At 70.4% G+C, this 20190-nt stretch carries 17 protein-coding genes; 10 read left to right on the top strand and 7 right to left on the bottom strand.

Features of this window, described 5'->3' with window-relative positions; genetic code table 11:
• The first annotated feature begins 37 nt into the window (after positions 1-37).
• Positions 38-1075 (top strand): class II fructose-bisphosphatase, encoded by a 1038-nt coding sequence (glpX, locus tag EJ357_RS29750; RefSeq protein WP_126394684.1) that lies wholly within the window; start codon positions 38-40, stop codon positions 1073-1075.
• 167 nt (positions 1076-1242) lie between these two features.
• On the opposite strand, the gene EJ357_RS29745 is transcribed toward glpX, so the two are convergent.
• Together EJ357_RS29745 and EJ357_RS29740 are read right to left on the bottom strand one after the other, a co-directional pair.
• Positions 1243-1620 (bottom strand): WhiB family transcriptional regulator, encoded by a 378-nt coding sequence (locus tag EJ357_RS29745; RefSeq protein ID WP_126394683.1) that lies wholly within the window; start codon positions 1618-1620, stop codon positions 1243-1245.
• A gap of 175 nt (positions 1621-1795) precedes the next feature.
• A complete protein-coding gene (locus EJ357_RS29740; protein WP_126394681.1) occupies positions 1796-2488 on the bottom strand; it encodes a DUF1707 SHOCT-like domain-containing protein in 693 nt (230 codons plus the stop codon).
• Between the two features lie 170 nt (positions 2489-2658).
• Here EJ357_RS29740 and EJ357_RS29735 point away from each other — a divergent pair, with 170 nt between their 5' ends.
• The 4 genes from EJ357_RS29735 (at position 2659) to EJ357_RS29720 (ending at position 9155) form a co-directional block, all read left to right on the top strand.
• The gene (locus EJ357_RS29735; RefSeq protein ID WP_175647571.1) at positions 2659-4326 is read left to right on the top strand and encodes a fumarate hydratase; all 1668 of its coding nucleotides are present in this window, start codon (positions 2659-2661) and stop codon (positions 4324-4326) included.
• Positions 4327-4582: 256 nt separating this feature from the next.
• Positions 4583-5968: a class II fumarate hydratase gene (locus EJ357_RS29730; RefSeq protein ID WP_126394677.1), complete on the top strand. Its 1386-nt coding sequence runs from the start codon at positions 4583-4585 to the stop codon at positions 5966-5968.
• Positions 5969-6052: 84 nt separating this feature from the next.
• On the top strand, positions 6053-6748 hold the full coding sequence (gene fomD / locus EJ357_RS29725; RefSeq protein ID WP_175647570.1) for a cytidylyl-2-hydroxypropylphosphonate hydrolase: 696 nt from the start codon (positions 6053-6055) through the stop codon (positions 6746-6748).
• A 277-nt stretch (positions 6749-7025) separates the two neighbouring features.
• The gene (locus tag EJ357_RS29720; protein ID WP_175647569.1) at positions 7026-9155 is read left to right on the top strand and encodes an ATP-binding SpoIIE family protein phosphatase; all 2130 of its coding nucleotides are present in this window, start codon (positions 7026-7028) and stop codon (positions 9153-9155) included.
• 87 nt (positions 9156-9242) lie between these two features.
• On the opposite strand, the gene EJ357_RS29715 is transcribed toward EJ357_RS29720, so the two are convergent.
• A complete protein-coding gene (locus EJ357_RS29715; protein ID WP_126394674.1) occupies positions 9243-11645 on the bottom strand; it encodes a transglycosylase domain-containing protein in 2403 nt (800 codons plus the stop codon).
• Between the two features lie 245 nt (positions 11646-11890).
• Here EJ357_RS29715 and EJ357_RS29710 point away from each other — a divergent pair, with 245 nt between their 5' ends.
• The 5 genes from EJ357_RS29710 to EJ357_RS29690 all read left to right on the top strand — a co-directional run bounded on the left by EJ357_RS29710 (position 11891) and on the right by EJ357_RS29690 (position 16726).
• Entirely contained in the window at positions 11891-12838 is a 948-nt protein-coding gene (locus tag EJ357_RS29710; protein WP_126394672.1) for an SPFH domain-containing protein, read from the top strand.
• A complete protein-coding gene (locus EJ357_RS29705) occupies positions 12835-13080 on the top strand; it encodes a hypothetical protein (protein WP_126394670.1) in 246 nt (81 codons plus the stop codon). Before EJ357_RS29710 ends, EJ357_RS29705 begins: the two co-directional genes overlap by 4 nt.
• Before the next feature lie 105 nt (positions 13081-13185).
• A complete protein-coding gene (locus EJ357_RS29700) occupies positions 13186-13710 on the top strand; it encodes a PadR family transcriptional regulator (RefSeq protein WP_031483740.1) in 525 nt (174 codons plus the stop codon).
• Positions 13707-14396, top strand: coding sequence for an ABC transporter ATP-binding protein (locus tag EJ357_RS29695; RefSeq protein ID WP_126394669.1), 690 nt, complete (start codon positions 13707-13709; stop codon positions 14394-14396). Before EJ357_RS29700 ends, EJ357_RS29695 begins: the two co-directional genes overlap by 4 nt.
• Positions 14393-16726, top strand: a complete 2334-nt coding sequence (locus EJ357_RS29690; protein WP_126394667.1) for an ABC transporter permease — start codon at positions 14393-14395, stop codon at positions 16724-16726. The genes EJ357_RS29695 and EJ357_RS29690 overlap by 4 nt, the downstream gene beginning before the upstream one ends.
• An 80-nt stretch (positions 16727-16806) precedes the next feature.
• On the opposite strand, the gene EJ357_RS29685 is transcribed toward EJ357_RS29690, so the two are convergent.
• The 4 genes from EJ357_RS29685 to EJ357_RS29670 all read right to left on the bottom strand — a co-directional run bounded on the left by EJ357_RS29685 (position 16807) and on the right by EJ357_RS29670 (position 20100).
• The gene (locus tag EJ357_RS29685; protein WP_126394665.1) at positions 16807-17238 is read right to left on the bottom strand and encodes a hypothetical protein; all 432 of its coding nucleotides are present in this window, start codon (positions 17236-17238) and stop codon (positions 16807-16809) included.
• A gap of 4 nt (positions 17239-17242) precedes the next feature.
• Positions 17243-17635, bottom strand: a complete 393-nt coding sequence (locus EJ357_RS29680) for a roadblock/LC7 domain-containing protein (protein ID WP_175647568.1) — start codon at positions 17633-17635, stop codon at positions 17243-17245.
• A 94-nt stretch (positions 17636-17729) separates the two neighbouring features.
• Positions 17730-18938, bottom strand: a complete 1209-nt coding sequence (locus EJ357_RS29675) for a MarR family transcriptional regulator (protein ID WP_175647567.1) — start codon at positions 18936-18938, stop codon at positions 17730-17732.
• A 214-nt stretch (positions 18939-19152) separates the two neighbouring features.
• A complete protein-coding gene (locus tag EJ357_RS29670; RefSeq protein ID WP_126394664.1) occupies positions 19153-20100 on the bottom strand; it encodes a LysR substrate-binding domain-containing protein in 948 nt (315 codons plus the stop codon).
• Positions 20101-20190 lie beyond the last annotated feature (90 nt).

The following is a 20190-nucleotide window of genomic DNA, read 5'->3' as shown; positions in this document are numbered from 1 at the left end:
TCATCCGGCCGTCGTCGTATCAGAAAGGTGCGCTCCGATGACCGAGAATCATCATCATTTGCCGTCCGAGCTCGAAGTACCCAGCGAAGCCCCCGACCGCAACCTCGCTCTGGAACTGGTCCGTGTGACCGAGGCCGCGGCGATGGCCGCGGGCCGCTGGGTCGGCCGCGGCGACAAGAACGGCGCCGACGGCGCCGCGGTGCGCGCCATGCGGACCCTCGTCCACACCGTGTCGATGAACGGCGTCGTCGTCATCGGTGAGGGCGAGAAGGACGAGGCGCCGATGCTCTTCAACGGGGAGCGGGTCGGCGACGGGACCGGGGCCGAGGTCGACATCGCCGTCGACCCGATCGACGGGACCACGCTGACCGCGAAGGGCATGCCGAACGCGATCTCCGTGCTGGCCGCGGCCGACCGCGGGTCCATGTTCGACCCGTCCGCCGTGTTCTACATGGACAAGCTCGTCACCGGCCCCGAGGCCGCCGACTTCGTCGACATCAACGCGCCCGTGTCCGTGAACATCCGCCGGGTCGCCAAGGCGAAGCGGTCGACGCCCGAGGACGTCACCGTGGTCATCCTCGACCGGCCTCGGCACGAGGGCATCATCAAGGAGATCCGGGACGCCGGAGCGCGGATCAAGCTGATCTCCGACGGTGACGTGGCGGGGTCGATCTACGCGCTGCGTGAGGGCACCGGGGTCGACATGCTGCTCGGTGTCGGCGGTACGCCGGAGGGCATCATCTCGGCGTGCGCCGTGAAGTGTCTCGGCGGGACCATCCAGGGCAAGCTGTGGCCCAAGGACGACGAGGAGCGGCAGCGGGCGATCGACGCGGGGCACGACCTGGACCGGGTGCTGCTGACGGACGACCTGGTCGCCGGGGACAACGTGTTCTTCGTCGCGACCGGGATCACCGATGGTGAGCTGCTGCGCGGCGTGCGGTACCGGTCGGAGACCGCGACCACCGACTCCATCGTGATGCGGTCGAAGTCGGGGACGGTGCGCAGGATCGACTCCGAGCACCGGCTGAGCAAGCTGCGGGCTTACAGCGCGATCGACTTCGACAGGGCGAAGTAGCGCCCAGTACGCCCAAGAGATGAGGGAACTGCGGACCGTCGGCGGCCGCGGGTGATTCGTGGCCGGTCGAGCCCACGCGGCAAAGCCGCGAATCGGCCCGGCCCCGCGCCCCTCAAAGACGTTGGGCGCCCCCGGTGCGGAGGGGGCGCCCAGCGTTTTTCTGCTCCTCAGCCTGCCTGCGCTATCTGGTTCGTCGCCCTCGCCGCCTTCTTCAGTTCCATTTCGCGGCGCCTGCGCCTCGCCAGGACCACGCGGCGTTCCGCTGCCGTAAGGCCGCCCCAGACGCCGTAGGGCTCGGGCTGGAGGAGGGCGTGTTCGCGGCACTCGACCATGACGGGACAGCGGGCGCAGACCCGCTTGGCCGCCTCCTCACGGGAGAGGCGGGCCGCGGTGGGCTCCTTGGATGGGGCGAAGAACAGGCCGGCCTCGTCGCGGCGGCACACGGCCTCTGTGTGCCATGGGGCGTCTTGGTCCCTGTCTCGCACTGGCACCCGCTGGGCCGGAACGGCAGCTACCTGCAGGGACGAATGCGGCGGTTGCAGCACGGTCTACTCCTGACGACGGCTTCGCGAGCGAGAGACGATGCAGCAAGGTCTACCCGCTGTACGCGTGCCTATGCAGGCAGTTCCGAACCGCTGGATTTCGGGGTGTGCCGCGCGTCGCCTTGCGGCTCCCCGGACGGCCGTTGAGCCGGGACGGAGCCGGTCCGATTCGCAACCGTCAATGATCCAGATGCTTGCGCAAACCCTTGGTGCCCTTGTCGATGTTGCGCTGCACCCGATCGAGGATGTCGGCGACGAGCTTGCCCCGCTTCGGCCTGGCCTCGATGCTGCCGAGCACGGCCCAGCCGTCGACGTGGACCACCGGCGCCTCGCGGTCCTCCGCGTCGAGCGAGTCCACCGTGAAGTCGCCGAGCACACCGCCGCCGGCGCCGCGCAACGAGACGTTCTCGGGGACGCGGACCTCGACGCTGCCACAGAACGAGATCGCGCGGATCACGACCTGCTGGTACTCGAAGAGGGCCTCGCTGAGGTCTATCTCCACGCTGCCGAAGATCGCGTACGCGTGGATACGGCGGCCCGCGCGCCAGCGGCCCTTGCGGACGGCGCCACTGAAGACCGCGACCACGTTCTCGTCGGGGTCGGCCGGTATCGCGACGGGGGCCGGACGACCGAAGGGCGGCGCCTGGGGTGCGCGGCGCTGGTGGGCGGCCGGCAGGTCCCGTATGAAGACGTCCAGTTCGCCGACCGTCTTGGCGGCCAGCACGCCCTCGACGCGTTCGGCGTGCTCGTCGGCGGTGAGGCGGCCCTCGGCCAGGGCGTCGCGCAGGATGTCGGCGATCCGGTCACGGTCGGCGTCGGAGGCGCGGAGCTCGGCGCCGGCAGCGGGCGCGGTCTGCTTCTGAAGGTCCACGGCAGCAGCGTACCCAAACACGATAGATCGCGATACCCCCTCGCCGGGCCGCCCTCCCGTCTTCGAACTGAGCCTTACCTCACAAGCTCGCCGTCAGCGGCAGGTTCTACGCTGGTGGACGCTGCCGACGGAGGCCAGCCGCGCTGTCTTTTTAGTGAGGAATGGGCGACATGCCTGAGTTCGCGTACACCGATCTGCTCCCCATGGGAGAGGACACCACCCCGTACCGGCTGGTGACCTCCGAAGGTGTCTCCACCTTCGAGGCCGACGGGCGGACGTTCCTCAAGGTGGAGCCCGAGGCGCTGCGCAAGCTGGCCGAGGAGGCCATCCACGACATCCAGCACTACCTGCGCCCCGCCCACCTGGCCCAGCTGCGCCGCATCATCGACGACCCCGAGGCGTCGAGCAACGACAAGTTCGTGGCGCTGGACCTGCTGAAGAACGCGAACATCGCGGCGGCGGGAGTCCTGCCCATGTGCCAGGACACCGGTACGGCGATCGTGATGGGCAAGCGCGGGCAGAACGTGCTGACCGAGGGCGGCGACGAGGCGGCCCTGTCGCGCGGCGTCTACGACGCGTACCTGAACCTCAACCTGCGTTACTCGCAGATGGCTCCGCTCACCATGTGGGAGGAGAAGAACACCGGCTCGAACCTGCCCGCGCAGATCGAGCTGTACGCCACCGACGGCGGCGCCTACAAGTTCCTCTTCATGGCCAAGGGCGGCGGGTCGGCCAACAAGTCGTTCCTGTACCAGGAGACGAAGGCCGTCCTGAACGAGGCCTCCATGATGAAGTTCCTGGAGGAGAAGATCCGTTCGCTGGGTACGGCCGCCTGCCCGCCGTACCACCTGGCGATCGTCGTCGGCGGTACGTCCGCCGAGTACGCGCTGAAGACCGCGAAGTACGCCTCCGCGCACTACCTGGACGAGATCCCGGCCGAGGGCTCGCCGCTCGGGCACGGGTTCCGGGACAAGGAGCTGGAGGAGAAGGTCTTCGAACTGACGCAGAAGATCGGGATCGGGGCGCAGTTCGGCGGCAAGTACTTCTGCCACGACGTGCGTGTGGTGCGGCTGCCGCGACACGGGGCCTCGTGCCCGGTCGCCATCGCCGTCTCCTGCTCCGCCGACCGGCAGGCCGTCGCGAAGATCACCGCCGAGGGCGTCTTCCTGGAGCAGCTGGAGACCGACCCGGCGCGGTTCCTGCCGGAGACGACGGACGAGCACCTCGACGAGTCCTCGGACGTGGTGAGGATCGACCTCAACCAGCCGATGGAGTCGATCCTCGCGGAGCTCACCAAGTACCCGGTGAAGACCCGGCTCTCGCTCACCGGTCCGCTGGTCGTGGCCCGTGACATCGCGCACGCCAAGATCAAGGAGCGGCTGGACGCGGGCGAGGAGATGCCGCAGTACCTGAAGGACCACCCGGTGTACTACGCCGGGCCGGCGAAGACCCCCGAGGGCTACGCGTCCGGCTCCTTCGGCCCGACGACGGCCGGCCGCATGGACTCCTACGTCGAGCAGTTCCAGGCCGCCGGTGGCTCCAAGGTGATGCTGGCCAAGGGCAACCGCAGCAAGCAGGTCACCGACGCGTGTGGCACCCACGGCGGCTTCTACCTCGGCTCCATCGGCGGCCCGGCCGCCCGTCTCGCCCAGGACTGCATCAAGAAGGTCGAGGTCGTCGAGTACGAGGAGCTCGGCATGGAGGCCGTCTGGAAGATCGAGGTCGAGGACTTCCCGGCGTTCATCGTGGTCGACGACAAGGGCAACGACTTCTTCCAGGACCCGGCGCCGGCGCCGACGTTCACGTCGATTCCGGTGCGGGGGCCGGGGCTGGCGTAGCACCTGGGGCGCGGCGGAGACGGTTTTCGCCCCCGCCGCCCCTACCCTTCCCGTCCTTCTGGGGCTCCGCCCCAGACCCCGCTCCTCAAACGCCGGAGGGGCTGAATTCAGCCTGTCCGGCTTTTGAGGACGAGGCTCTTCGGGCCGAAGCGGGGTCTGGGGGCGGCAGCCCCCAGGGACGGGCGAGACTCCCCGAGCGAGCCACGAATGGCCGCAGCGCAGGAACAACCGCGTCGCCCCCCACGCTTACCCAGGTATGAGCGACTACCGCATCGAGCACGACTCCATGGGCGAGGTCCGGGTCCCGGCGGACGCCAAGTGGCGGGCGCAGACCCAGCGAGCCGTCGAGAACTTCCCGATCTCCGGCCAGCGCATCGAGCGCGCCCACATCGAGGCCCTGGCCCGCATCAAGGGCGCCGCCGCCAAGGTGAACGCACGGCTGGGGGTGCTCGACAAGGAGGTCGCCGAGGCCATCCAGGAGGCCTCGCGGGAGGTCGCCGAGGGGCGGTGGGACGAGCACTTCCCCATCGACGTGTTCCAGACCGGGTCCGGCACCTCGTCCAACATGAACACCAACGAGGTGATCGCCACGCTCGCCACCGAGCGGCTCGGACGGGACGTCCACCCCAACGACCACGTCAACGCCTCGCAGTCCTCCAACGACGTCTTCCCGTCCTCCATCCACATCGCCGCCACCGCCGCCGTCACCCGCGATCTCGTCCCGGCCCTGGAGCACCTCGCCGCCTCCCTGGAACGCAAGGCCGAGGAGTTCGCCGATGTCGTGAAGTCGGGGCGGACCCATCTCATGGACGCCACGCCCGTGACACTGGGCCAGGAGTTCGGCGGGTACGCCGCCCAGATCCGGTACGGCGTCGAGCGGCTGCACGCCTCCCTCCCCCGCCTCGCCGAACTCCCCCTCGGCGGCACGGCGGTGGGCACCGGCATCAACACGCCGCCCGGCTTCTCCGCCGCCGTCATCGAGGAGGTGGCCCGCGCCACCGGGCTGCCGCTCACCGAGGCGCGCGACCACTTCGAGGCGCAGGGCGCCCGGGACGGCATCGTCGAGACCAGCGGGCAGCTCAGGACGATCGCGGTCGGACTGACGAAGATCGCGAACGACCTGCGGTGGATGGCGTCCGGGCCGCGCACCGGGCTCGCCGAGATCTCGCTGCCCGACCTCCAGCCGGGGTCGTCGATCATGCCCGGCAAGGTCAACCCGGTCATTCCGGAGGCCGTACTGATGGTCGCCGCGCAGGTCGTCGGCAACGACGCCACCGTGGCCACCGCCGGAGCCGCCGGCAACTTCGAGCTGAACGTGATGCTTCCGGTCATCGCGAAGAACGTCCTGGAGTCGATCCGGCTGCTCGCCAATGCCTCCCGGCTGCTGGCCGACCGCACCGTCGACGGCATCGTCGCGCACCGCGAACGGGCGCTGGAGTACGCCGAGTCGTCACCCTCCGTGGTCACGCCGCTCAACAAGTACATCGGGTACGAGGAGGCCGCCAAGGTCGCCAAGAAGGCGCTGGCGCAGCGGCGGACCATTCGCCAAGTCGTCCTGGAGAACGGGTACGTGGAACGCGGTGACCTCACACTTCAGCAGCTGGACGAGGCCCTTGATGTCCTGCGGATGACACGGCCGTAACCAGTCGTCGCAAGAACGCCCAGCGCGGCGTGAACCATGACACGTGCCGCAGCGTCGTATGCCCGTGGCACCTAATATCTGTTCATGGCAGACGGTGGAGCGGTGACGACGGAAGTGAAAGCGGGCGGGTCGACGGGCTTCTGGGCGCCCGGGACACAGATCCTGTGGCGGTACCGGGAGAACGCGGGCCGTCGCTTCCACATCGCGCGCCCCGTCACGGTCGTGCGGGACGACGACGAGCTCCTCGCCGTATGGCTGGCTCCGGGCACGGAGTGCGTCAAGCCGGTGCTCGCCGACGGAACCTCCGTGCACCTGGAACCCCTTGAGACCCGGTACACCAAGCCGCGGTCCGTCCAGCGCGACCGCTGGTTCGGGACCGGGGTGCTGAAACTCGCGCGGCCCGGTGAGCCGTGGTCGGTGTGGCTGTTCTGGGAGCCCGGGTGGGAGTTCAAGAACTGGTACGTGAACCTTGAGGAGCCGCTGGCCCGTTGGACGGGCGGGGTGGACTCCGAGGACCACTTCCTCGACATCTCCGTGCACCCGGACCGCAGTTGGCACTGGCGTGACGAGGACGAGTTCGCGCAGGCCCAGCGGGACGGACTGATCGACGAACGGGTCGCCGCGCGGGTGCGGGAGGCGGGGCACGACGCGGTGGAGGTGATCCGGGCGTGGGGGCCGCCGTTCGCCGACGGCTGGCCGCACTGGCGCCCGGATCCCTCCTGGGCTGTACCTTCTTTGCCTGAGGACTGGGATCGCACGCCCGCGCACCAGTCCTCGTGAGACCCTTGATGCGCCCCCGGGCAACAAACGTAGGATCGTCCTCCGCAAGGGCGCGCAAGGGCAACGGCCGGAGTGCGCACCGGGCTTGACCGATCGTCACCGAGGGGCGGCAGGACGTGAGCGAGGGTTACCAGGGCAACGCCGGGACGAGCAGACGCTCCACCGGCGGCACAGGAACTGCCTCTGGCCACGCGGGAATTCCGTTCCTGGGGCACGTATTCCGGGTATCGGAGTTTCGGCGGGACGAACTGCACGCGCGGCGCGCAGCCCCGGACGGATGGATTCGAAAGGCGTGACGGAGCAGCCGACCTCCTTCGAACGCCCCGAGACGGGCGTCGACCCCGCGGAGCCCCGCGGGGCGCTCGTGCGTACCTCGACACCGTCGACGACGCACTCCACGCCGTCGCACACCCCTGGCGGCGGTTCCGCCTTACCCGTGCAGGCGCGCACCGGAGAGACCCCTTCCACGCCGGGCACCACCACGCCGTCCGGCCCGAGCAAGGAGCCCCCAGTCATCGCCGGCAACGGCCCCGAGCACTCGCAGCCCTCCGTCGCCGCCGAGCCCGACACGCACCGGCCGCGCCCCGTACCGGAGGCCATACCGCCCCAGCCCGGCACCGAGCAGTCGCAGGCGTCCGCCGAGCGGCGCACCGGGCAGGGCCTGCCACCCGGCCGGCCCACGCCGATGCGGCGGGACGGTGACCGGCTGCGCTTCGTGGGCGCCGCCACCCGGCGGATCGCGCGCGGCATCGACCTGGACGAGATCGTGATGGGGCTGTGCCGGGCGACCGTGCCGACCTTCTCCGACGCGATCCTCGTCTACCTGCGCGACCCGCTGCCGGTCGGCGACGAACGGCCCACGGGGCCCGTCGTGCTGCGGCTGCGCCGCACCGACCGCATCCCGGAGGAGCGGGACACCGAGGGCGGCGGCTTCCTGCCCGCGCAGACACCGCCGGAGCCGGCCGAACTGGCCGAACTGTCCTCCCTCACCGCCGAACTGTGCGAGGTGCGGCCAGGCGGCGCCCTCGCCGAGGTGCTGCGCGGCGTACGTCCCGTGTTCGCCGACGCGCCGGCCGCCCGCGCCGCCCTGCCCGAACTCCTCGGCGACGACGGCCAGCTGATCATCCCCGACGGCCAGCGCGCGATCCTCGCCCCGCTGCGCGGCCGCCGCCGCGTCATCGGCGCCGCGGTCTTCCTGCGCCGCCCCGACCGCATCGCCTTCGAGCCCGACGACCTCCTGGTCGCCGCCCAGCTCGCCACGCACAGCGCGCTCGGCATCGACAAGGCGGTGCTGTACGGCCGCGAGGCGTACATCGCCGACGAGCTGCAGCGCACCATGCTGCCGGAGACACTGCCGCGTCCGACGGGCGTACGGCTGGCCTCCCGCTACCTCCCGGCGGCCGAGACGGCCCGGGTGGGCGGCGACTGGTACGACGCGATCCCCCTGCCGGGCAGCCGCGTCGCCCTGGTCGTCGGCGACGTCATGGGCCACTCCATGACGTCCGCCGCGATCATGGGCCAGCTGCGCACCACGGCGCAGACCCTCGCCGGCCTCGACCTGCCCCCGCAGGAGGTCCTGCACCACCTCGACGAACAGGCCCAGCGCCTGGGCACCGACCGGATGGCGACCTGCCTGTACGCGGTCTACGACCCGGTATCGCACCGCATCACCATCGCCAACGCCGGCCATCCGCCGCCCGTCCTGCTCCACCTGGGCGGTCGCGCGGAGGTGCTGCGCGTCCCCGCGGGCGCCCCCATCGGCGTCGGCGGCGTCGACTTCGAGGCGGTGGAGCTGGACGCGCCGGCCGGAGCCACCCTGCTCCTCTACACCGACGGCCTGGTCGAGTCCCGGCTGCGCGACGTATGGACCGGCATAGAGCAGCTGCGCGAGAAGCTCGCCGCCACCGCGCAGCTCACCGGCCCGGACCACCCGCCGCCCCTGGAAGCCCTGTGCGACGAGGTCCTCGACATGCTCGGCCCGGGTGACCGGGACGACGACATCGCGCTGCTCGCCGCCCGCTTCGACGGGATCGCGCCCAGCGACGTGGCGTACTGGTTCCTGGAGCCGGAGGATGCGGCGCCCGGCCGTGCCCGGCGGCTGGCCCGGCGTGCGCTGGCCCGATGGGGCCTGGAGGAACTCACCGACTCCGTCGAGCTGCTGGTCAGCGAGGTCGTCACCAACGCGGTGCGGTATGCCTCGCGGCCGGTGACGCTGCGGCTGCTGCGGACCGATGTGCTGCGGTGCGAGGTCGGTGACGACGTGCCGCAGTTGCCGCGGCTGCGGCAGGCCCGGGCCACGGATGAAGGTGGTCGCGGGTTGTACCTGGTGAACCGGCTGGCCCGGCGGTGGGGAGCGACACGGTTGAGTACCGGGAAAGTCGTCTGGTTCGAGTTGAATCGCGGCTGAGCGCCGTGGGGGGAACTGCGGACCGCCGACTGCTTGTGCGTCGTGGCTGGTCGCGCAGTTCCCCGCGCCCCTTTCAGGGGCGCTGTCCTACTGGTCGTTTCCGGGTCTGACCGGGTCCAACGTGATGTCGTCCGTCGGTTCGGTCGTCGGCTCCTGCGTCGGCGGCTCGGTCGTCGGCTCCTCCGTCGGCTCCTGCGTCGTCGGCGTCTCCGTCGGCTCCTGCGTCGTCGGCGTCTCCGTCGGCTTCTGAGTCGTCGGTTCCTCCGTCGGCTCCTGCGTCGTCGGTTCCTGGGTCGGTGTCGGCGTCCAGGTCGGCTGGACCGCCGCGCCCTGGTCGGTGTCGAGGTCGAACTTGGCGTCCGGCTTCGTCACGCCGAACATGTACGCCGCCCAGATCTCCGCCGGGAAGTCACCGCCGTTGACGCGCTCCTCGCCGCCCGCGCCGTACATCTTGGTCTGGGCGTGGGTCTTGTCGTCCTCGCCGAACAGGCCGACCGAGGTGACCAGGTCGGGCGTGTAGCCGGTGAACCAGGCCGACTTGTTGTCGTCGGACGTACCCGTCTTGCCGGCGACCTTCTGGCCGTCGCGCTCGGGGTTGTTCGCCACGGACCTGCGGGCCGTACCGTCGTCGACCACGCCCGTCAGCACCGAGGTCACGGTGTCGGCGACCTTGCGGCTGATGACCTGCTCGCCGACCGGGTTCGGCATCTCGACCGCCTGGCTGTTGTGCTCGGCCGTCTTGATGATGCTCGGTGTGACCTTCTGTCCGTGGTTGTCCAGGGTGGCGTACACGCCTGCCATCTGCAGCGGGCTCGCGCCCATGGTGCCCAGGGTCTGGGCGGGTACGGCCTGCTCGTCGGCGACGTCCATGCCGAGCTTGCCGGCCACGTCCATGACGTTCTTCATGCCGACGTCGACGCCCATCTGCGCGAAGACGGAGTTGATGGACTTGTTCATCGCCGTCTGGACGGTGACGTCGCCGTAGTTCTCGTCGTCCTCGTTCTCGGGGGCGAAGCCGACCTTGTCGCCGTCGCTGTCCAGGACCTGCCGCTTGCTGGTGCCGTCGTAGATCGTGTTCGCGGTGATCGGCTTGCCGGACCTGGTCTCGGCGTTCTCCTCCAGCGCGGCGGCCAGGATCACCGGCTTGAACGTGGAGGCGGGCTGGTAGTCCGTGCGGGTCGCGTTGCTCGTGTAGTGCTCGAAGTAGTCCACCCCGCCGTACAGCGCCACGACCTTGCCGGTCTTGGGATCGACGGAGACCGCGCCGGCCTGGATGTCCGCGTCGACCTTGCGCTTCTTCGCGTCCAGCTTGCTCGTCAGCTGCGCCTTGACGGCCTTCTCCAGCTGGGCCTGCTTCTTCTTGTCGATGTTCAGGGTGATGGTCCAGCCCTGGTCGACGACGGCCGCTTCGGCCTGGGAGCGGCTGAGGCCCTGCTCCTTCATCAGCTGGTCCTCCAGCTGACGGTTGGCGAGCCCGACCAGATAGCCCTTCTGGCCCTCCAGTCCGGCGGCGGGCTTCGGCGGCTTGGGAACCGGGAACTTCATGCCCTGGCGCTCGGTCTTGTCCAGCCAGCCCTCCTCGACCATGTTGTCCAGGACGTAGTTCCAGCGGGCCGTGACCAGCTCCTTGCCGGTGTCGGAGGCGATTTCCCAGTCGTACTGGCTCGGCGCCTGCAGCAACGCGGCGAGATAGGCGCCCTGTTCGACCTTGAGCTTGTCGGCGTCGACGCCGTAGTAGGCCTGGGCGGCGGCCTGGATGCCGTAGGCGTTGCGGCCGTAGTAGCTGGTGTTGATGTAGCCGGCCAGGATCTCGTCCTTCGACATCTCGCGGTCGACCTTCAAGGAGATGACTATCTCCCTGAGCTTGCGACTGACGGTCTGTTCCTGGCTGAGGTAGTAGTTCTTGACGTACTGCTGGGTGATCGTCGAACCGCCCTGCGCGCCCTTGCCCATCAGCGTGTTGAGCACACCGCGGGCCGTGCCCTTCAGGTCGATGCCGTTGTCCTTGTAGAAGGACTTGTTCTCAGCGGCGACGAAGGTGTTCCGGACCTCCTTCGGCACCTTGGACAGAGCCACGATCTCGCGGTTGACCTTGCCGTCGCGGGCCAGGGTCGAGCCGTCGCTGAACTTGTAGATGTTGCTCTGGCGCCGGGCGGCCTGGGCGGCGGCGTTGTCCTTCGGGATGTCCACGTACAGATACAGGGCGACGAAGGCACCGATGGCGAGCAGGCACGTGCCGAGGAACGTGCCCAGCATCTTCTTCCAGGTGAACAGCCGGCGTATTCGGCCCTTGCCGTCCCCGCTCCTGCCGTTGCCCCTGCCCTTGGCCGCCCGGCGGGCCGCGGCCCGGCCGCCGACCGCGTCCGACGGTGTGCCGACGACGGTGGCCGACGGGCTGCCCCCGGTGTTCGACGGAGGCCCGGACGAACGCCGGGGGGCGGCGCGGCGGCCACCGCGCTGCCGTGCTCGTCTCTCTTCCGCTCGTCCCATGGGTCCGTTCCGCTCCGCTTCGCTTTTGTGTGCACGCCTGCAACACGGGTTCGCCGCTCGGGTCAGCTCAGAAAGCTAACACCGGAAGTTGTGACAAAGGACTGCCGATCCGGTCTTTTACGGACGTGACAATCAGCACCTGTCCCAACGGAACCGACGGCCGAGGGAGGCATAGGGTTGCTCGAACGGGGTAAAGTGATATCACTTAGATAGACCAAAGCCATCAGTTGGACGGGGGACCATCCATGCCGAACGACAAGAACGACGCGACATCCGACGTCGCCGCCGACATACCCGAGATGCCCGCACCGCGCGTGCGGGAGTTCACGGCGCACAGCATCAGCGGCGGGCTCGCCCTGCTGCTCGGCCTCGTCGGGCTGCTGCTCGGCGCGGGGTTGCTCGTCAGCGCCGGGGCGGTCTCCGGGGCCGGCGCCAAGGCGGCGCTGATCATCGTCGGCATCCTGGTCCTCATCGCCTCCGTCCTGGCCATGTGCGGGCTGAACATGGTCGCGCCGGGCGAGGCGCGTGTCGTCCAGCTCTTCGGGCGGTACCGGGGGACGATCCGGACGGACGGGCTGCGCTGGGTGAACCCCCTCACGTCCCGCACGAAGATCTCGACCCGGGTCCGCAACCACGAGACGGCCGTCCTCAAGGTCAACGACGCCTACGGCAACCCGATCGAGCTCGCCGCGGTCGTGGTGTGGAAGGTCGAGGACACCGCACAGGCGACGTTCGAGGTGGACAACTACCTCGAGTTCGTGGCCACGCAGACGGAGGCGGCCGTGCGGCACATCGCCATCGAGTACCCCTACGACGCCCATGACGAGGGCGGCCTGTCGCTGCGCGGCAACGCCGAGGAGATCACCGAGAAGCTCGCCTTCGAGCTGCACGCGCGCGTGGAGGCGGCCGGCGTGCAGATCATCGAGTCGCGCTTCACGCATCTCGCGTACGCTCCCGAGATCGCCTCCGCGATGCTCCAGCGACAGCAGGCCGGAGCGGTCGTCGCGGCCCGGCGGCAGATCGTCGACGGGGCGGTGGGCATGGTCGAGGCGGCGCTCGCGCGGATCTCCGAGCGGGACATCGTGGAGCTGGACGAAGAGCGGAAGGCGGCGATGGTGTCGAACCTGATGGTCGTGCTGTGCGGCGACAGGTCCCCGCAGCCGGTCCTCAACACCGGGACGCTCTACCAGTGACGGATCCCTCCGGGGGCTCGCCCCCTCAAGGTCGGCCGCAGCGCAAGCAGGTACTGCTGCGGCTCGACCCGTCGGTGTACGAGGCGCTCGCACGGTGGGCCGGCGACGAGCTGCGTTCGGCCAACGCGCAGATCGAGTTCCTGCTGCGACGCGCCCTCGCGGAGGCGGGCCGACTGCCGGGCGAGGCCAAGCCGATCGCGCGCCGGGGGCGCCCTCCCGCGAACCCTCCCGAACGCCAGTAGCAGAACCGTGACAATCGGCCCCCACCTGGGCCTTCCCACCCCACGCCACCACCTACACACTCCGCGTATACATGCGGCGTATACACCCCATGTAGAGTCATGGCCATGTCCATCGGTCACACCCTTCTAGGGCTCCTGGAATCGGGCCCCCGCCACGGTTACGACCTCAAGCGGGCCTTCGACGAGAAGTTCGGTCACGACCGGCCGCTGCACTACGGCCAGGTCTACTCCACGATGTCCCGGCTGCTGAAGAACGGGCTCGTCGAGGTCGACGGGATCGAGCCCGGCGGCGGGCCCGAGCGGAAGCGGTACGCGATCACCGACGCCGGCATCACCGACGTACAGCGGTGGCTCGCGACGCCCGAGAAGCCGGAGCCGTACCTCCAGTCGACCCTCTACACCAAGGTCGTCCTCGCCCTGCTCACCCGGCGCAACGCTGCCGACATCCTCGACACCCAGCGCGCCGAGCACCTGCGCATGATGCGGATCCTCACCGACCGCAAGCGCAAGGGCGATCTCGCCGATCAGCTCATCTGCGACCACGCCCTGTTCCACCTGGAGGCCGATCTGCGCTGGCTGGAACTCACCGCCGCGCGCCTCGACAAGCTGGCCGAGGTGGTGGCCAAGTGACTCCGCCTCCCGGTTCCCTGCTCGCGGCCGAAGAGCTGCGCAAGGCCTACGGCCCGACCGTCGCCCTCGACGGCGCCGAGTTCTCCATCCACCCCGGCGAGGTCGTCGCCGTCATGGGGCCGTCCGGCTCCGGCAAGTCGACCCTGCTGCACTGCCTCGCCGGAATCGTGCCGCCCGACTCCGGGTCCATCACCTACAACGGACACGAGCTGGCCGGCATGAGCGACGCCCAGCGCAGTGCGCTCAGGCGCTCCGAGTTCGGCTTCGTCTTCCAGTTCGGCCAGCTCGTACCGGAGTTGACCTGCGTCGAGAACGTCGCCCTTCCGCTGCGGCTCAACGGCACCTCCCGCAAGGAGGCCGAGAAGGCCGCCCTGACCTGGATGGAGCGGCTGGAGGTCGACGGCCTGCGCAAGAAGCGGCCCGGCGAGGTATCCGGCGGTCAGGGGCAGCGCGTCGCCGTCGCCCGTGCGCTGGTCACCAACCCGCGCGTGCTCTTCGCCGACGAGCCGACCGGCGCGCTGGACTCCCTCAACGGCGAGCGCGTGATGGAGCTGCTCACGGATGCCGCGCGTTCGACCAACGCCGCCGTCGTGCTCGTCACGCACGAGGCCCGGGTCGCCGCCTACTCCGACCGCGAGATCGTCGTACGGGACGGCAAGTCCCGGGACATGGAGCGCGTCGTATGAGCGTGGGTCAGTGGGCCAAGGACCTGGGCATGGGGGTCCGGTTCGCCTTCGCCGGCGGACGTGAGGGCTGGGTCCGCGCCCTGCTGACGGCCGTCGGGGTCGGGCTCGGCGTGGCGCTGCTGCTGCTGACGACCGCCGTACCGAGTGCGCTGACCGAGCGCGAACACCGCGCCACCGCCCGGGACGACTTCACGTACGGCGCGAATCCGCTGTCCAAGGCGGACGACACGTTGATCATCGCGGAAGTCGACACGACCTTCCGCACCCAGGACGTACGGGGCCGCCTCCTGGAGCCCGAAGGCTCGCGGGCTCCACTGCCGCCGGGCGTCGAGAAGTTCCCCGCGAAGGGCGAGATGGTCGCCTCGCCCGCGCTGAAGCGCCTGCTGGAGTCCGACTCTGGCAAGCTGCTGAGCGAACGCCTCCCCTATCGGATCACCGGCACCATCCAGCAGTCCGGGCTCATCGGGCCCGCGGAACTCGCCTACTACGCGGGCGGCTCGGGGCTGGCAAACCATCTGAGCAACGGTTCCATCGAGCGCATCGACTACTTCGGGCCCTCGTCGGGGACGCCGGACGACGAGCTGGACCCGATCCTGATCCTGCTCGTCATGATCATCTTTGTGGTGCTGCTGCTGCCGGTCGGCGTGTTCATCGCGGCGGCAGTACGCTTCGGCGGCGAGCGCCGGGACCGTCGGCTCGCGGCCCTCAGGCTGGTCGGCGCGGACGGGCGGATGGCGCGCCGGGTCGCGGCCGGCGAGGCACTCGCCGGGGCACTGCTCGGGCTCGTCCTCGGCACCGCGTTCTTCCTGGCGGGGCGTCAGCTGGCGTCCCTGCTGAAGGTGCGCAACATCAGCGTGTTCCCGAGCGATCTCAATCCGTCGCCCGCGCTCGCCGCGCTGGTCGCCGTCGCCGTACCGGCCGCGGCCGTGCTGGTGACGCTGTTCGCGCTGCGCGGGGTCGTCATCGAGCCGCTCGGCGTCGTCCGTACGGCGAAGCCCCCGCGCCGTCGGCTGTGGTGGCGGCTGCTGCTGCCGCTGGCCGGCCTCGCGCTGCTGTACCCGATGATGGGGCAGGGCAACGGCAACGGGAACTTCAACGAGTGGATGGTGATCGGCGGCACCGTCCTGCTGCTGGTCGGCGTCACCGCGCTGCTGCCGTGGCTCGTCGAGGCCGTGGTGGCCCGGCTGAACTCGGGCTCGGTCTCCTGGCAACTGGCCGTTCGCAGGCTGCAGTTGAGCAGTGGCACGGCCGCCCGCATGGTCAACGGCATCGCGGTCGCGGTGGCCGGGGCGATCGCCCTGCAGATGCTGTTCGCCGGGGTCGAGTCCGACTACACCGAGGACACGGGCAACGACCCGAGCCGGGCTCAGCTGACGATGCATGTGCGGGACGACGTCGCGCTGGGCGAGCTCGCCGGGCAGCTGGCGCGCACGGAGGGCGTACGCCACGCGACGGCCCTCGCCGAGGGTTCGCTCGGCGACCGGGCCAAGGAGCCCGACAACACGGTGGAGGCGACCGTCGCGGGCTGCGCCGAGTTGCGTGAGGTGGCGCGTCTGACGTCCTGCCGGGACGGCGACATGTTCAGGATCCTCGGCAGCGAGTACGACGGCGAGACGAAGAAGCTCACCGAGCCGGGCGAGACCCTGTACTTCGACCCTGCCTACCCCGGTTCGCCGAGCCACACGGTGTCCTGGAAGGTGCCGGCCGGCATCAAGGTGGCGGGGCCGCGTGAGGATCCGACCGGTTACGAGCGCGGCGGCCTGCTGTTCACTCCGGGCGCACTGCCCGAGGGCACGGGAGCCGCCATGTTCGAGACGGTGTACCTCTCGCTGGACACGTCGGTGCCGGACGCCGCCGAGTTCGCCCGCAACACCGCCGCGCGGATCGACCCGCTGACGAGCGTGAACGCCCTGACCGCCAGCCGGCAGTCCGAGGAGTTCCGCGCCATCCGCAACGGCCTGTTCGTCGGCGCGACCTGCGTCCTGCTGCTGATCGGCGCGAGCTTGCTGGTCTCCCAGCTGGAGCAGCTGCGCGAGCGGAAGAAGCTGCTGTCGTCCCTGGTCGCCTTCGGCACCCGGCGCCGCACGCTGAGCCTGTCGGTGCTGTGGCAGACGGCGATCCCGATCGCGCTGGGCCTGCTGCTGGCGTCGGTGGTCGGACTGACGCTCGGCGCGGTGCTGCTGAGGATGGTCGAGGCCACGGTGAGCGTGGACTGGGCCAGCGTGCTGACGATGACGGGCATCGGCGCCGCGGTCGTCCTCGCGGTGACGCTCCTCAGCCTGCCGCCGCTGCTGCGGCTGATGCGCCCGGACGGGCTGCGCACGGAGTAGCCGGCGCCCGGCCCGGCCCGTGTGACGACACGGCGCGGTGGACCGCTCCCTCGGGGACGGTCCACCGCGCCGTACGTCCGTCACAGGCCGCCGTGCTCCCGCATCACACGTCTGGCCTGGGCGAAGAGCATGCCCACGTTGACGGACTTGCGGCACACGGCGACGGCGACGACGTCCTGCTGATCGTTCATGCGCAGGAACAGGTGCGTCAGGTTTTCGCTGTTCACCAGGATCTCCTGGAAATAGTGCTGGTCGGACTCGACGCCGCGGCGCTCCTTGAAAACGTCCTCGATCATCACGACCGTACGTCCCTGGAACAGGTCGAGTGTCGCCCCCGCCAACAGGTCCAGGACCTCCGCCGGGTGGGAGTCCACCGTCTCGTACGACAGCAGCATCCCGGTCGCCATGTCGACCGCCCCGGAGGCCACACAGTCGGGTGTCTCGCTGCGCAGCGCCTTCACCAGGGCCGTGACCCGGTCCGAGAAACCGGCGTTCATCCGCTTGGTCGCCATGAGGTCACGCCTTTCGGTCTGCTGTTGCGGTCACGGACAGGAGGGCACCGATGCGCCGCAGGGCGGGCTGGGTCTCCTGGTGCAGCCGGTCGAGGTCGATGCCCTCGTCGCCGAGGACGACCATGAGCGCGGTGTCGCCGACGGCATAGAAGGCCGCGCAGCCGTGGCTGCCGTAGGCGACGGTCTTGCGGAGGGTGCCCCGGCCGGTCGCCTCGGCCGCGCGCCGGGCGATGCCCAGGCCGGCGGCGGCGATGGCGGCGAGGCCCTCGGCGTCGATGGTCTCCGCCGTGTCCGCCGCGATGAGCAGGCCGTCGGCGGCTGCCACGGCCGTGTCGGTGATGCCGGTCACCTGCTCGCGCAGGCCCCGCATCTCCCTGGCCAATGCTTCGTGATCCATGTGGTGAACTCCCTGGCACCGGGCGGCACGAGTCCGACCCCGCGGCCGGCGCCGTCTCTCTCTTTCCTCGCGACGGTTCTTCGTCCGCGACGTCTCAGACACCGGTCTCGGACGGGCGGATGCGGCTGCGCAGACGGAAGAACCCTTTCCAACTCGTCCCGTTCCTGCCGGGTCCGAGAGTCTCAGTGATCCCACTGACCCCCGGCCGCCGCCGAGGCAGGCTCCGGGACTCCGCGGGGTCCGGCACGTCGGCCGGGGTGGGGGTGGTGTCCGGGACCGGCGGGAGGCTGTCCCGGGCCGGGTCGTCCGGGGTGGGGAGGGCGTACGGAGCCTGGGTCGGGGCGTCGGGGGTGCCGGTGCCGACGGCGTGGATGCTGTCGGGTGCCCGGGGGTGCGGGGCCACCGTGGGCGGCGGCGGTGGCTCCTGCGGCCCGGTGGAGGAGACCGGCGTTTCCTGGGGCGACATGGTCAGCGCGGACTCCAGAGCGGACAGCACTCGGGGCGGCAACTGCCCTGCGCTGCGGGACTCGGGGGCGGCGGGCGGCGACGGCACCCTGGGGCGAACCCCGGCAACCGGGACGCCCCGCGTCACCGTGGTGCCGCCGGTGTGGAAGGCCAGGTGCCCTTCCTGGAGCATGCGGGACATCTCGACCGTCACCGTGTACACGCTGCGACCGGTTCTGAAGGCGATGTCGCGGGCGGTGCGGCGGCCGTCCGCCTGTGCCAGCAGCTCCTGCTGGGAGGCGGGCAGCAGCCGCACCACGTCGTCGCTCTGCGGCGTCGGCACCAGCCGCGCGCGGTCGGGCCGCACGGGCCGGGGCAGTGCCGCGAGCGCGGCCAGCTTCCTGGTGGCCTCCTGGAGCAGGCGCACCGGCGTCTCGCCGTGCGGGACCGGCGCGAGCGGGCGCCCCTCGTCGAGCAGCTCGCAGTCCTCCACCCGGCCGGCGAGGATCGCGAAGACCGCGTCCTGCATCGCCATCATGCACACGATCCGCAGCTGTATCGCCCCTGCGTACCCATGGCCGACGAGCCCGGCCTCGGGCCACCGACCGGCTCCTGGTTCGCGCATCAGCTCGGCCCACTGCTCACCGCTGACCCGCCCCGAGCGCAGCAGCAGGACCTCCGGGCCCGGCGCGCCGGGGCTCTCGACGGCGACCACGAGCCCGTCACGGAAGTGAAAGACTCCCCCGGGCCGGCCCGACACCCGCAGTTCCCCGGTACGGGAGTCCACCGCGACGTCGGCAAGCGCCCGCGACAGTCGCTCGTAACCGTCACGGTCAAGGGAATCCCGAATGGCGGCCATCACTCCCCTTGATACGGCGATTTCGCACATACGCGTGACGCGTAGCACTGAGGGAGCATGTGTAGCAGTGCGAACGGGGTGTCCCACGGGGAGTCGCCCTACATGGCGGAAGATGAAATCTTCCGGTTCTCAAGGCGCTTCGTCGGACGTCCATTTGAGCGAACGGCACCCGGGTTCGCCCGAACACACCGATGGCCCCGCATCCGGACTCGGCTCAGTGGTCGTACTCCCACACCCGTACCGGCAGGGGTCGCAGGGCCTCGCGCAGCGCCACCGCGAGCTCCTCGTACTCGCTCGCCCGTGCCGCCGCGGCCCGCATGGCGAGGGCGACGCGGCGGGTGGGGGCCGGGTCCGCGAAGTACCCGGTGAGGAGCCGGCTGCTGCGCGTCGTCTCCAGCTTGAGGGCGGTCCGCGGGAGCAGCGTGCAGCCGAGGCCGCCCGCGACGAGCTGCACGAGCGTGGACAGCCCGGCGGCCGTCGTGGTCACGGGCGCGTCCTCGCGGCCGGCCTCCCGGCAGATGTCGAGCGCCTGGTCGCGCAGGCAGTGCCCCTCGTCCAGGAGCAGGAGGTTCAACTCCCGCAGCGCATCGCGCGAGATGCCCTCGCGCCCGCCCAGCCGGTGGTCGAGCGGCGTGACGAGCACGAAGTCCTCGTCGAAGAGCGGGAGTTCGGTGATGCCGGGCACGCCGAGCGGGACGGCGAGCAGCAGCAGGTCCAGCCGGCCGGTGGCGAGCCCCTCGACGAGGCTGGCGGTCTGCTCCTCGTGCACCTCGAGGTCGAGGTGCGGGTAGCGGTCGTGGACGAGACGCAGGACGGTCGGCAGCAGATACGGCGCCACCGTCGGGATGACTCCGAGGCGCAGGGCACCGGTGAACGGGGCCCGCACCGCCTCCGCCTCCTCCATCAGCGCCGCGACCTCCACCAGCACCGCCTTCGCCCGTACGGCCAGCCGCTCACCGGCGGGCGAGAGAAGCACCTTGCGGGTGGTCCGTTCCACCAGCGTGACCCCGAGGGTCTCCTCCAGCGCGGAGACGGCACCGGAGAGCGCGGGCTGACTCATGCCGATCGCGGCGGCGGCGTCGCGGAAGTGGAGGTGCTCGGCCACGGCGGCGAAGGCGCGCAGCTGCGCGAGGCTCGGCTGCCTCCTCTTACCAGCAGTCACTGATAAATACCTCCGATCAACTCGACCGAGTGTAGCTATTTCCCGTATCAATGCAGCCTGTGCCAGGATCGGTAAGGTCCAACCCAAGGG

This window comes from Streptomyces cyaneochromogenes (assembly GCF_003963535.1).
Lineage (GTDB): Bacteria > Actinomycetota > Actinomycetes > Streptomycetales > Streptomycetaceae > Streptomyces > Streptomyces shaanxiensis.
This window is presented reverse-complemented; position numbering and strand designations above follow the sequence as displayed.

Bases quoted from the DNA above. Each gene is read 5' to 3' on its own strand.
- EJ357_RS29730 (WP_126394677.1), top strand. From the start codon at position 4,583: ATGAGCGACTACCGCATCGAGCACGACTCCATGGGCGAGGTCCGGGTC.
- EJ357_RS29735 (WP_175647571.1), top strand. From the start codon at position 2,659: ATGCCTGAGTTCGCGTACACCGATCTGCTCCCCATGGGAGAGGACACC.
- EJ357_RS29675 (WP_175647567.1), bottom strand. From the start codon at position 18,938: ATGGCCGCCATTCGGGATTCCCTTGACCGTGACGGTTACGAGCGACTG.
- glpX (WP_126394684.1), top strand. From the start codon at position 38: ATGACCGAGAATCATCATCATTTGCCGTCCGAGCTCGAAGTACCCAGC.
- EJ357_RS29720 (WP_175647569.1), top strand. From the start codon at position 7,026: ATGGATTCGAAAGGCGTGACGGAGCAGCCGACCTCCTTCGAACGCCCC.
- fomD (WP_175647570.1), top strand. From the start codon at position 6,053: ATGGCAGACGGTGGAGCGGTGACGACGGAAGTGAAAGCGGGCGGGTCG.
- EJ357_RS29715 (WP_126394674.1), bottom strand. From the start codon at position 11,645: ATGGGACGAGCGGAAGAGAGACGAGCACGGCAGCGCGGTGGCCGCCGC.
- EJ357_RS29680 (WP_175647568.1), bottom strand. From the start codon at position 17,635: ATGGATCACGAAGCATTGGCCAGGGAGATGCGGGGCCTGCGCGAGCAG.
- EJ357_RS29690 (WP_126394667.1), top strand. From the start codon at position 14,393: ATGAGCGTGGGTCAGTGGGCCAAGGACCTGGGCATGGGGGTCCGGTTC.
- EJ357_RS29710 (WP_126394672.1), top strand. From the start codon at position 11,891: ATGCCGAACGACAAGAACGACGCGACATCCGACGTCGCCGCCGACATA.
- EJ357_RS29700 (WP_031483740.1), top strand. From the start codon at position 13,186: ATGTCCATCGGTCACACCCTTCTAGGGCTCCTGGAATCGGGCCCCCGC.
- EJ357_RS29685 (WP_126394665.1), bottom strand. From the start codon at position 17,238: ATGGCGACCAAGCGGATGAACGCCGGTTTCTCGGACCGGGTCACGGCC.